We start from the raw sequence: 11297 nt of genomic DNA, 5'->3' as shown, positions 1-11297 counted from the left end.
CCACCTGAACCGCTCGGCGGAACCTCCGACCGGACGCACCCGCCGGAACCGCGCGCCGGTGCGCGTCGTTGGTCGGGGAGTGAGCCGTACCCGGCCACGACCCCGGCGCGAGCGCACCGCTCGGCGCCCCCACCCCCGGAGGACGACCCATGGGATTCCTGGACCGGCTCCTCGGCCGCGAGCCGCGAGACCACGGCGGCGCGCCGCAGCACACGGGCCCCTACGGCGCCCAGCCCCCGACGCAGCCCGCGAACCCCTACCCGACGCAGTACCCAGCCCAGCAGCCCGCGTACGGCAGCGCCCCGCAGGACGCCCGGCCCGCGGCCGGGCAGCGCACGCCCGACCAGGTGGCGATCGACCGCTACCGCTACCTGCTGCGCACCGCCCCGCCGGACGCCGTCGAGCAGGCGCACGCCGAGGCCTTCGCGCGGCTCACGCCGGAGCAGCGCCGGCAGGTGCTCGCCGAGCTCGGCGAGCAGGTCCCGGCGGGCGAGCGGGCGACGTCGGACGCCCCGCAGGACCTCGCACGCATGGCGACGCGGGCCGAGATGCGGCAGCCCGGGACGCTGGAGCGCACCTTCGCGGGCCGGGGCCAGGCGGGCCCCGGGTTCGGCGCGATGGTCGGGTCGAGCCTGCTGGGCACGATCGCGGGCGTCGTCATCGGGTCCGCGGTCGCGAACGCCCTGTTCGGGCCCGCGTTCGCCGACCCGAGCCAGCCCGTGGCCGAGGACGCGGCTGCCGAGGACCCGGGCGCGGGCGAGGACCCGGGCGCCGCCGAGGGCGGCGCTGACGGCGGCGCCGTCGAGGCGTCGGGCGGGGACCCGGCGGGCGGTGGCGGCTTCGACGACGGCGGCTTCGGCGGCGGTTTCGACGGCGGCGGCTTCGACGACTTCGGCGGCTTCGGCGAGTTCTGAGGCCGCCCCGCCTCGCTGCCCGGAACGCACGAGTGCCCCCGACCGGAGGGTCGGGGGCACTCGAGGAACGATCGATCGGTGCGGCGAGCCGCTACCGAGGAGATCGGGTCAGACGGGGCGGATGTTCTCCGCCTGCGGGCCCTTCGGGCCCTGCGTCACGTCGAACTCGACGCGCTGGTTCTCCTCCAGCGTGCGGAAGCCCTGCGACTGGATCGCGGAGTAGTGCGCGAACACGTCGGCCGAGCCGTCCTCGGGGGCGATGAAGCCGTAGCCCTTCTCGCTGTTGAACCACTTCACGGTTCCGGTAGCCATTGTTACTCCTTCAAGAGTGTGGAAACACCCCCCGCGGGCGCAGGGGAGTACATCACGGTGTTCGTCGTCAACTCTTGGGTAACAAGGTCCGCCGGGCACCCGCCGGGTGGCGGTCACGTCGACGCGAGGACAAGCGAGGCACTGCAATCTCGGAGACAACCGTACATGGTAGGCCCCCTCTTGGCCATGGGTTGCCGCAAGCTGTTGTGCCGACCCCCGCGGCGTCCGCGGTGGCAGGTGCAGGGAGCGCGCGTGGAGGCGCCCGGAAGGTCCCCGGGCACTCTCCGTGAGGTGCCCGGAGAGCGTCGCCGGGGAGTGCGTCGAGGGCTCAGAACGGGACGTTCGTACCGTTCACGGAACGAAACGAGACCCTTGCGTTACGAGTCGGTAACAACTCCCTGCGTCCCACGAAACCCGATCCGCCTACGTTCGCGTCACCCAGGAACGCGGAGGCGCCCCCTCCCGCGGATTCGTGGGTCCGGAGCCCTCCGAGATGCCGCGGAGGGCTCCGGACGGCGCGACCGCGGGGAGGTTTCGTCCCCGGGTGACCTGTGTCACTATTCAGCACGCAATTCAGTGTTGAATTCAGCGATCGACCGCGGAGAGAGGCGGCTTGGCTGCCTCCGCGGGGATCAGGACCACGGAGGTTGGCATGCATCGCACAGCACGACGGGCGAGCGGGGGTGCCGCCCTGCTCCTCGCGGCCACCCTCGTCCTCACCGCCTGCGGTCCCCAGTCCCAGGGCGGCGGCGACGACGAGACGACCGGGACGTCGACCGAGACCGACGACGGCGGCGGCTCGGCCGACCTGAGCATCGTCCCGTCGGTCCAGATCGACATCGACGGCGCCGAGGTCGAGGCGACCGCGGCCGGCAACCCGGCGGACCCCGCCGGTGACGGCAGCGCCGAGTGCGCCGAGGGCACCTCGATCGCGGTGGCCGGAGCTCTCACGGGCCCGAACGCCGCGCTCGGACTCAACATCCAGTACGGCGCCCAGGTCGCGGTGGACGCGTTCAACGAGGCGAACCCGGGCTGCCAGGTCACGCTCAAGCCGTTCGACACCGAGGGCGACCCGCAGAAGGCGACCCAGGTCGCGCCGCAGATCGTCGGCGACGCGAGCGTGCTCGGTCTGCTCGGCCCCGCGTTCTCGGGCGAGACGGCCGCCACGGGCGACGTGTTCAACCAGGCGGGCCTGCTGTCGCTCACGGCGTCGGCGACCAACCCCGACCTCACGAAGAACGGCTGGACGAACTTCTTCCGCGGTCTCGCGAACGACGCCGTCCAGGGCCCGTCGGTCGCGAAGTACCTCGTCAACACGAAGGACTTCGGCAGCGTCTGCGTCGTCTCCGACAACTCGGACTACGGCATCGGCCTCGCCCAGCAGATCACCGAGGGCCTGGGCGACGCCGCGAACGAGGACTGCGCCGCCGAGGTGAAGACCGGCGACAAGGACTTCTCGGCCGCCGTCCAGATCATCTCCGGCGCCGACGCGGACGCCGTCTTCTACGCCGGCTACTACGCGGAGGCCGCGCCGTTCGTGCAGGGCCTGCGCGACGGCGGCGTCGACATCCCGTTCGTCTCGGCGGACGGCACGAACGACCCGCAGTTCGTCTCGCAGGCGGGTGCCGCGTCGAAGGGCGCGATCCTCTCCTGCCCGTGCGGCCCGGCCCCGGAGGACTTCGCGGCCACCTACGAGGAGACGAACGGCCAGGCGCCGGGCGTGTACTCGGTCGAGGGCTACGACCTCGCGACGATCATGCTCACGGGCATCGCCTCGGGCGTGACCGACCGTGCGGGCCTGATCGACTACGTGGCGAACTACTCCGGCGAGGGCCTGGCCCGCGCCTACGAGTGGGACGACACGGGCGAGCTCGCCTCCGCGCTCATCTGGATCTACGAGGTCCAGTAGTCCGACGACGACGGGCGCCCCGCCCCGACGTCCCCGCCCCGCGCGGGGACCGGTCGGCGGGGCGCCCGTCGTGGACCACGACCTCGTACCCCAGAGAACGAAACCAGGGAGCGTCATGCCCGCTCTTGCTGACGCGCTGATGCACAGCGCGACCGCCGGCCCCCTCGTCCACCAGTCCCTCATCGACTTCAACATCGCGGGCCTCGCCCGGAACTTCTGGGGCCTCACCATCGAGGGCCTCACCTACGGCGCGATCTACGCGCTCGTCGCCGTCGGCTACACGCTCGTCTACGGCGTGCTGCGGCTCATCAACTTCGCCCACTCCGAGGTCTTCATGCTCGGCATGTTCGGGCAGTACGCGACGCTCATGCTGCTCGGCTTCTACCCGAGCGGGAACGCGTACGACAAGGGCATCGCCCTGACGGTGCTCTACCTCGGCATCGCGATGCTCGGCGGGATGCTCGTCGCGGGCGGTGCCGCCGTCGGCCTGGAACGCGTGGCGTACCGGCCGCTGCGACGGCGCGGCGCACCGGCGCTCGTCTTCCTCATCACCGCGATCGGGATGTCGTTCATCATCCAGGAGTTCGTGCACTTCGTGCTGCCGAAGCTCACGGGCGGCACGCTCGGCGGCGTCAACGCGCAGCAGCCGATCCGGCTCGTCCAGCCCGAGGTGCAGTTCACGATCGGCGGCGCGCCGGTCACGAACATCACGCTCGTCATCATCCTGTCGGCGCTGGTCCTCGCGCTCGCGACGGACATGTTCATCAACCGGACGAAGTTCGGCCGCGGCATCCGCGCCGTCGCGCAGGACCCGGTGACCGCGACCCTCATGGGCGTCTCGCGCGAGCGCGTCATCATGCTGACGTTCCTCATCGGCGGCATCCTCGCCGGTGCGGCCGCGCTGCTCTACACGCTGCGCGTGCCGAACGGGATCATCTACTCCGGCGGCTTCATCCTCGGCATCAAGGCGTTCTGCGCCGCGGTGCTCGGCGGCATCGGCAACCTGCGCGGCGCGCTGCTCGGTGGCCTGCTGCTCGGCGTCATGGAGAACTACGGCCAGGTCGTGTTCGGCACGGAGTGGCGCGACGTGGTCGCGTTCGCGCTCCTCATCATCGTCCTGATGTTCCGCCCGACGGGCATCCTCGGGGAGTCGCTGGGGAGGGCCCGCGCATGAGCACCTCGACACCTGCACCCGGCCCCGCGCCCGACGGCGGTCGCCCCACCGCGATGCCGCCCGCCGGCCGCGTCGCGACGAAGGACCGGCCGCACAGCGGAGTCGGCGACCGGCTGCGCCTGTGGTGGGACGCCCAGGCCCGGCCCACGCAGTGGGCGATCGGCGTGCCGTTCCTCCTCTTCCTGGCGCTCGTGCCGATCCTCAACATCCCGGTGCTCACCACGGTGGGCACCAACTTCGGCGGGGTGATGGCGCAGTTCGGCATGATCGCGCTCATCGCCATCGGCCTCAACGTCGTGGTGGGCCAGGCGGGCCTGCTCGACCTCGGCTACGTCGGCTTCTACGCCATCGGCGCGTACACGGTCGCGATCCTCACGAGCCCCGACAGCCCGTGGAACCAGACCGACGAGTGGCTGTCGAAGGACTGGGCGTGGCTCGCGGCGCTGCCGATCGCGGTCGCGATCACGTCGTTGTCCGGGCTGATCCTCGGCTCACCGACGCTGCGCCTGCGCGGCGACTACCTCGCCATCGTCACGCTCGGCTTCGGCGAGATCGTCCGCCTCCTCGCGGACAACCTCGACGAGCTGACGGGCGGCGGCCAGGGCCTGCGCGGCGTCGCCTACCCCCGGGTGGGCGTCACGGAGGAGCTGCCCAACGGCGTCTTCTCCGCGGGGAACGCCGCGGGCACGCTCAACTCGGGCGTGTGGTGGTACTGGCTGAGCCTCGTGTTCATCGTCATCTCGCTGCTGCTCGTGGGGAACCTGGAGCGCTCGCGCGTCGGGCGCGCCTGGGTCGCGATCCGCGAGGACGAGGACGCGGCCGAGATCATGGGCGTCCCGACGTTCCGCTTCAAGCTGTGGGCGTTCGTCATCGGGGCGTCGATCGGCGGTGTCGCGGGCGCGCTCTACGCCGGGCAGGTCCAGTTCGTCATCCCGACGAACTTCAACGTCATCAACTCCGTGCTCTTCCTGTGCGCCGTCGTGCTCGGCGGCCAGGGGAACAAGCTCGGGGTGATCCTCGGCGCGTTCATCATCGTGTACCTGCCGAACTTCTTCCTCGGCCGCACGGAGCTGTTCGGCATCCCGATCAACGGCAACGAGATCGCGAGCTACCGGTACCTGTTCTTCGGGATCGCGCTGGTCGTGCTCATGATCTTCCGTCCGCAAGGGCTCCTCCCCGTCCGGCAGAAGCTCCTCGCCTACGGGCGCGAGCTCTACGTCGCCGCGCGCCGCGCGGCGCAGGCCGTCACGCGGAGCGGGTCCGACGACGGCGCCCGCCCGGGCTCCCCGGCGGTCGCCACGGTGTCGGGCGGCTCCCGTGCGACGCGCGTGACGGGCACGACGACCGGGACCGGCGCAGACGGCACCACGACCGGGGAGGAGACCCGATGAGCACCCACGACCCCGGCGGCATCGGCGCGGGCGGCGAGCACGGCGACGAGCACCTCGCGTCGTCGGGCCGCGCCGACTCCTCGCGTGCCGACCTGTACATGCCCGGAGCCGTCCTCGAGGAGCCGGCGGTCGTCGACGTCGCGGACGTGCGCCCCGAGCTCGCCAACCCCGAGCTCGTCGACGCGATGGTCGCACCGGACCGCACGGTCCACGCGCGCGTCGGCGAGCCGCTGCTCCAGATGCAGAACGTCACGGTCCAGTTCGGCGGCCTCGTCGCGCTCGACGACGTGACCTTCGACATCCGGCGCGGCGAGATCCTCGGGCTCATCGGACCGAACGGTGCGGGCAAGACGACCGCGTTCAACGCGATGACGGGCGTCTACCGGCCCACCCAGGGGCAGGTCGTCTTCGACGGCTCCCCGGTGGGCAAGCTCAAGCGCTACCGGATCACGCAGCGCGGCATCGCCCGCACGTTCCAGAACATCCGCCTGTTCAACGAGATGACGGCGCTGGAGAACGTCGTCGTCGGGTCGGACGCGCGGCACCGCACGTCGGTCCCCGGGGCGCTGCTGCGCACGCCGCGGCACCGGCGCGAGGAGCGGGACGCGATCGACCGGGCGCTCGCGCTGCTCGAGTTCGTGGGCGTCGGCGGGCGGGCGACGGAGAAGGCGCGCAACCTCTCGTACGGCGACCAGCGCCGGCTCGAGATCGCGCGGGCCCTGGCGACCGAGCCGAAGCTGCTGTGCCTCGACGAGCCGGCGGCGGGCTTCAACCCGGCGGAGAAGGAGTCCCTCATGGACCTCATCCGCCACATCCGCGACGACGGGTACACCGTGCTGCTCATCGAGCACGACATGCGCCTCGTGCGCGGGGTGACCGACCGGATCGTCGTGCTCGAGTTCGGGCGCGTCATCGCGGACGGCACGCCGGACGAGGTCACGAACGACCCCAAGGTCGTCGCGGCGTACCTCGGCGTGCCCGACGAGGAGCTGGACGGCCCGGACGGCGTCGGGCCCGCGGCCCCCACCACCGAAGGAGGCAGCGGCCATGCCCCTGCTTGAGCTGCAGGACATGACGGTCGCCTACGGGCGCATCGAGGCCGTGCGCGGCATCTCGATCACCGTCGAGGAGGGCGAGCTCGTCACTCTCATCGGGGCCAACGGCGCCGGGAAGACCACGACGATGCGCGCCATCTCGGGCATCCGCCCGGTGGCGCGCGGCAAGGTGCTCTTCGACGGCAAGGACATCACGAAGATGAAGGCGCACCTGCGCGTGCTCGAGGGCATCGTGCAGGCGCCCGAGGGCCGCGGCATCTTCCCCGGCATGACGGTCGTCGAGAACCTGGAGATGGGCGCCTACGCGCGCACGTTCGCGTCGAAGGCCGAGCACGACGAGACGGTCGAGCGCGTCTTCGACCTCTTCCCGCGGCTCGCGGAGCGCAAGGAGCAGGTGGGCGGCACCATGTCGGGCGGCGAGCAGCAGATGCTCGCGATCGGGCGCGCGCTCATGGCCCGGCCGCGGCTGCTGCTCCTCGACGAGCCGTCGATGGGGCTCGCGCCCATGGTCATCCAGCAGATCTTCCGCATCGTGTCGGAGATCAACGCGCAGGGGACGACGGTGCTGCTCGTCGAGCAGAACGCGCAGCAGGCGCTGTCGCGCTCGCACCGCGCGTATGTGCTCGAGACGGGTGAGGTCGTGCGCAGCGGCGGCGGGCGCGAGCTGCTCGCGGACTCGAGCATCAAGGAGGCGTACCTCGGCGTCGCCTGACGGGCATCCCGTCCCGGCCGGACGCGCCGCCGGGCCGGTCCGCCCGGGTCGGGCGCGGCCGGGGGCGGGTCCGGCCTGGTTAGGCGCGCCCAGGGGCGGGCCCGGCCGGGGGCGAGTCGGCCGCCGGGCGCTGCCCTAGGCTGACTGCGTGCCGCTCCGACGACGTGACGCCCGGGACCGACTGACCTTCGAGCTGGTCGAGTCCGACGACGTCGACGCGGACGACGACGCCCTCGGCGGCCCGGGCCCGGTCTCGCCGGGCGGGCCGCGCGGCGTGCCGTCCGGCGCGACGGGGGGCACGACCTGGACGCCGGGCGCGACGGCGGGCGTCCGTGCCGCCCTCGGGGCGACGGACGGTCCCGCGGGACCCGACGGCCCGCCCGGACGTGCGTCGGTCGACGACGACCCGGCGGAGAGCGACCCGGCGGAGAGCGACCCTGCTGAGAGCGACCCGGCCGAGGGTGGACCGCCCCGGCGAGGATGGCCTGCGGCGGTCGTCGCGGGGGTCGCGGCGGGGGTCGCGCTCGTGCTGGGCGGCATGCTCGCGGTGGACACGTGGCAGGGCCGGGCCGACCTGGAGCGCCTGCGGGCCGCGCCCGGCGGCCTGGAGCCGCTGCCCGACGCGCCCGTCGAGCGCTGGACGGCCGACGTCGAGGTCTCGGGCGGGCTCGCGCTCCTGCCCGGGGCGGTCGTGACGGTCGAGGACGGGACCGCCGTCGCCCGCTCGCTCGACGACGGGGCGGAGCGCTGGCGCGTCGACGTCGGCGCGTACGCGTCCTGCGGGGGACTGTTCTTCTGGTCGCTGCCCTTCGGCGAGCCGGGGTCGACGATCGCGTGCGTGGCGCCGGTCGTCCCCGACGAGGTCGCCTCGGGGGAGGACGACGAGCTGACGATCGAGCGCGAGACCGGGCGCGTCCTCGCGTCGGACTGGACGGTCACGGTGCTCGACGTGGAAGGCGAGGTGCTCGGGCGCCGCGACACGACGTCCGACGGCGGCACGCCCGCACCCGGGCCCGGCGGCACGATCCTCCGGGCCGAGCGCGTCGGCGAGGTACCGGCGGGCGACGGCGCGGTCGTCGAGCAGGACGTGGCCACCGGGGAGCCGGTCGACCTTCCCCCGGGGCGCCCCGCCGTCGTCCGCGTCGAGGACGCGCTCACGGGCGCCGCCCGGTGGGAGGCCGACGTGCCGTTCGTCGCGGGGCCGGGCAGTGCGTCGAGTGGTCCGAGACCGGCGGCACGGAGACGATCCGGGCGCGGCTCGAGAGCCTCTGGGCGCTGACGGAGACGCACCTCGTCCGTGTCGACGGCTGTGGCGTCACGGCCTGGTTCACACCCGACGGCGAACGCCTCGACGAGGTCGGCGACCCGGCGGACGGTGTCGTGGCGCTCGCCGACGGCACGTACTACCGCGACCCGAGAGGCAACGGGAACGGCTGGGGCTTCACGTCACCGGGCGATCCGGGCGGTGCGAGGCACGCGATCCTCGGGGCGGACGGAGCCGTGCGCTGGGAGCCGCCCGGCCCGGTCCTCGTGCCGCGCGCGACCGACGGCTCGGACGCGCCGCTCCTCGCCCGGGACGGGCTGGACCTCGTCGCGTTCGACGACACGGGGCGCGAGCTGTGGCGCGGGGCGGAGAAGTCCGGCGGCGCCGAGTCCGTGCTCGTCGCCGCGGGCGACACGGTGGTCGTCTCCACGGGCTACGGCGACGGCGCCCTGGACGGGCTCGACGCGGCCACGGGGCGCGAACGCTGGTCCCTCGACGGCGAGACGGTCGAGGCCGCGGCCGGCGGGAGCGTCAGCTGGATGGACACCGCCTACACGGACGGGCAGCGCGCGATCCTGCTCGCCTACCAGGACGACGGGCGGACGGACCTCCTCGCGGTCGACCTCGCCGACGGTCACGTCGCGTGGTCCGCCGAGGGCGGTTCGGACGACGGCTCCTGGCCCGTTCCCCTCCAGGGCCGGCTCCTGCGGATCGGGCAGTCGGAGATCGCCCGGCTCGGTTGACGACCGGCCTACGCTGAGGGGGTGCCGCTCCGACGGGGAGACGGCGGCGACGGCCGCCGGACGTTCGAGCTCGTCGACACGGCCGGGGTCGACGACGACCTCGACCTCCTCGACGCGCCGCACCCGGTGCTGCTCGGCGGACCGCACGCCGTGCCGCGCGGCACGACCTTTCCACTGCCTCCCGGAGCGTCGGCGCCCGGTGCGTCCGGTCCTGGACCACGGCCGGCCGGGGCACCCCCTGAGGCGCCGGAGACACCGCCCGGTCCCGGCCGTCGCCGGGTCGTGGCCGCGGCGGTCGCGACGGGGGTGGTCGTGCTCGTCGTCGGCGGGATGCTCGTCGTCGACGCCGCGACGAGCCGGGACGCGCGGGAGCGGCTGGAGACGGCGCGCGGCGCGGTCCGCGCGCTCGACACCGCCCCGACGGAGCAGTGGCGCGCCCCCGCCGCGGCGGACCGCGGGACGGCCTTCCTCCCGGGCCTGCTCGTCACCGTGGACGGCGACGAGGCGGTGGCGCTCGACCTCGACACCGGCGACGAGGCGTGGCGCGTGCCGGTCGGCGGCGACGAGGCCGTGTGCGGGTCGTGGAGCCCGTGGGAGCGGTCGGCCGTGCCGTCGCGCACGGTGGTGTGCGTCGCCGGTTCGGGGGTCACGCCGTCCTGGTACGACGTCAGCCCGCCGCCCCGGCCGCGGGAGGGCACGGCGACCGTGACGGTGCTCGACGCCCGGGGGCGGGTCGTGGGGCAGCGGCAGGCGCAGACCGCGGGGGCGCTGCTCGTCCCCGGTCCGGACGGCGGCCTCGTGCGGGCCGAGCGCATGGGCGAGCCGGGCGAGCCGAGCGGTGCGCCCGTCGCCGTCGACCCCGGTGCGGGCGAGTCCGTCGACGGCGTCGCGGGGCGGGACGTCGTCGTGACGCTCGAGGACGCCGCCACGGGCGCGGTGCGCTGGCGGCGCGAGCTGCCGTTCCAGGACGTCCCGTGGTCGTGCACGTCGTGGGACGCCGAGACCGGCGGGGAGGAGGTCGACCCGGAGCGGCTGCTGCTCGTCGCGACGGAGACCCTGGTCGACGTGGGCGGGTGCGGCGTCGCGGCGTCGTTCCTGCCGGACGGCGAGCGGCTCGACGACCCGGACGCCCCGACCGACGGCGCGGTCCCGCTCGCGGGCGGGCGGTTCCTCGTCGACGCCGACCGGCAGGGGTCGGACGGCGCGCTGCGCGCCGACCGCGTGCTCGACCCGGACGGGACGCCGCTCCTCGACGTGCCGGGCGAGGTGCTGGACCCGCAGGCGACCGACGACCCCGCTCCGGGCGTGCTCCTCGTGCGCGACGGCATCGCCCTGCGCGCCTACGACGAGCAGGGCGCGCGCCTGTGGACGTTCGACGGCGCCCGCGTGCCCGAGGCGGTGTACGTCGTCGCGGAGGGCACGGCCGTCGTCGGGACGGCGAGCACGGTCGTGGGGCTGGACGCGCTGTCGGGCGAGCAGACGTGGTCGCGGTTCGTCGACGACCTCGCGGGCGAGCGCGGTCACGGCGCCGTGGTGACGCAGGCGTTCACCGACGGGCGCTGCGCCTTCCTCGTGCTCGTCGACCCCGCGACGGGGGCGAGGTCGCGCGTCGTGGCGCTCGAGCTGTCGTCGGGGTCGGTCGTCTGGTCGGAGGACCTCGACGGCAGCTGGGGCGGGCTGCTCCCGGTGCAGGGACGGCTCCTGCGCTGGGACGGGCAGACGGTCGCCCTCCTCGGCTGACGCCCCCGCACGCTCGCGGTCGCGCGACCGCCCGGTGCGTCCTACGGTCGGCTCAGCCGCTCGACGTCGAGCGCGCGCGTCCC

At 74.0% G+C, this 11297-nt stretch carries 10 protein-coding genes; 9 read left to right on the top strand and 1 reads right to left on the bottom strand.

The window, feature by feature from the left end:
- Positions 1-149 precede the first annotated feature (149 nt).
- Complete coding sequence (locus BJP59_RS16075) at positions 150-914, top strand: hypothetical protein (RefSeq protein WP_194521423.1); 765 nt, start codon at positions 150-152, stop codon at positions 912-914.
- Positions 915-1022: 108 nt separating this feature from the next.
- Here BJP59_RS16075 and cspE read toward each other — a convergent pair whose 3' ends face one another.
- Positions 1023-1226, bottom strand: coding sequence for a transcription antiterminator/RNA stability regulator CspE (cspE, locus tag BJP59_RS16070; RefSeq protein ID WP_009861351.1), 204 nt, complete (start codon positions 1224-1226; stop codon positions 1023-1025).
- 652 nt (positions 1227-1878) lie between these two features.
- Between cspE and BJP59_RS16065 the strand changes: the two genes are divergently transcribed.
- From BJP59_RS16065 to BJP59_RS16030, 8 genes are all read left to right on the top strand, one after another.
- Entirely contained in the window at positions 1879-3135 is a 1257-nt protein-coding gene (locus BJP59_RS16065; protein ID WP_194521422.1) for a branched-chain amino acid ABC transporter substrate-binding protein, read from the top strand.
- A 115-nt stretch (positions 3136-3250) separates the two neighbouring features.
- Complete coding sequence (locus tag BJP59_RS16060) at positions 3251-4309, top strand: branched-chain amino acid ABC transporter permease (protein WP_043657230.1); 1059 nt, start codon at positions 3251-3253, stop codon at positions 4307-4309.
- Positions 4306-5700, top strand: coding sequence for a branched-chain amino acid ABC transporter permease (locus tag BJP59_RS16055; protein ID WP_228485123.1), 1395 nt, complete (start codon positions 4306-4308; stop codon positions 5698-5700). The genes BJP59_RS16060 and BJP59_RS16055 overlap by 4 nt, the downstream gene beginning before the upstream one ends.
- Positions 5697-6761: an ABC transporter ATP-binding protein gene (locus BJP59_RS16050; RefSeq protein WP_083711550.1), complete on the top strand. Its 1065-nt coding sequence runs from the start codon at positions 5697-5699 to the stop codon at positions 6759-6761. The genes BJP59_RS16055 and BJP59_RS16050 overlap by 4 nt, the downstream gene beginning before the upstream one ends.
- Complete coding sequence (locus BJP59_RS16045; RefSeq protein WP_021483127.1) at positions 6748-7467, top strand: ABC transporter ATP-binding protein; 720 nt, start codon at positions 6748-6750, stop codon at positions 7465-7467. The genes BJP59_RS16050 and BJP59_RS16045 overlap by 14 nt, the downstream gene beginning before the upstream one ends.
- Before the next feature lie 148 nt (positions 7468-7615).
- On the top strand, positions 7616-8746 hold the full coding sequence (locus BJP59_RS16040) for a hypothetical protein (protein WP_194521421.1): 1131 nt from the start codon (positions 7616-7618) through the stop codon (positions 8744-8746).
- Positions 8747-8847: 101 nt separating this feature from the next.
- Positions 8848-9474 (top strand): outer membrane protein assembly factor BamB family protein, encoded by a 627-nt coding sequence (locus BJP59_RS16035; protein WP_194521420.1) that lies wholly within the window; start codon positions 8848-8850, stop codon positions 9472-9474.
- 21 nt (positions 9475-9495) lie between these two features.
- Complete coding sequence (locus BJP59_RS16030; RefSeq protein ID WP_194521419.1) at positions 9496-11214, top strand: outer membrane protein assembly factor BamB family protein; 1719 nt, start codon at positions 9496-9498, stop codon at positions 11212-11214.
- Positions 11215-11297: the final 83 nt, after the last annotated feature.

The sequence above is a fragment of the Cellulosimicrobium sp. JZ28 genome (assembly GCF_015327065.1).
GTDB lineage: Bacteria > Actinomycetota > Actinomycetes > Actinomycetales > Cellulomonadaceae > Cellulosimicrobium > Cellulosimicrobium funkei.
Note: the sequence above shows the minus strand (reverse complement) of the source record. Positions and strands in the feature narration are given on the sequence as shown.

Excerpts from the sequence above, each read along its gene's own strand:
- BJP59_RS16075 (WP_194521423.1), top strand. The coding sequence starts at position 150 with ATGGGATTCCTGGACCGGCTCCTCGGCCGCGAGCCGCGAGACCACGGC.
- cspE (WP_009861351.1), bottom strand. The coding sequence starts at position 1,226 with ATGGCTACCGGAACCGTGAAGTGGTTCAACAGCGAGAAGGGCTACGGC.
- BJP59_RS16065 (WP_194521422.1), top strand. The coding sequence starts at position 1,879 with ATGCATCGCACAGCACGACGGGCGAGCGGGGGTGCCGCCCTGCTCCTC.
- BJP59_RS16060 (WP_043657230.1), top strand. The coding sequence starts at position 3,251 with ATGCCCGCTCTTGCTGACGCGCTGATGCACAGCGCGACCGCCGGCCCC.
- BJP59_RS16055 (WP_228485123.1), top strand. The coding sequence starts at position 4,306 with ATGAGCACCTCGACACCTGCACCCGGCCCCGCGCCCGACGGCGGTCGC.
- BJP59_RS16050 (WP_083711550.1), top strand. The coding sequence starts at position 5,697 with ATGAGCACCCACGACCCCGGCGGCATCGGCGCGGGCGGCGAGCACGGC.
- BJP59_RS16045 (WP_021483127.1), top strand. The coding sequence starts at position 6,748 with ATGCCCCTGCTTGAGCTGCAGGACATGACGGTCGCCTACGGGCGCATC.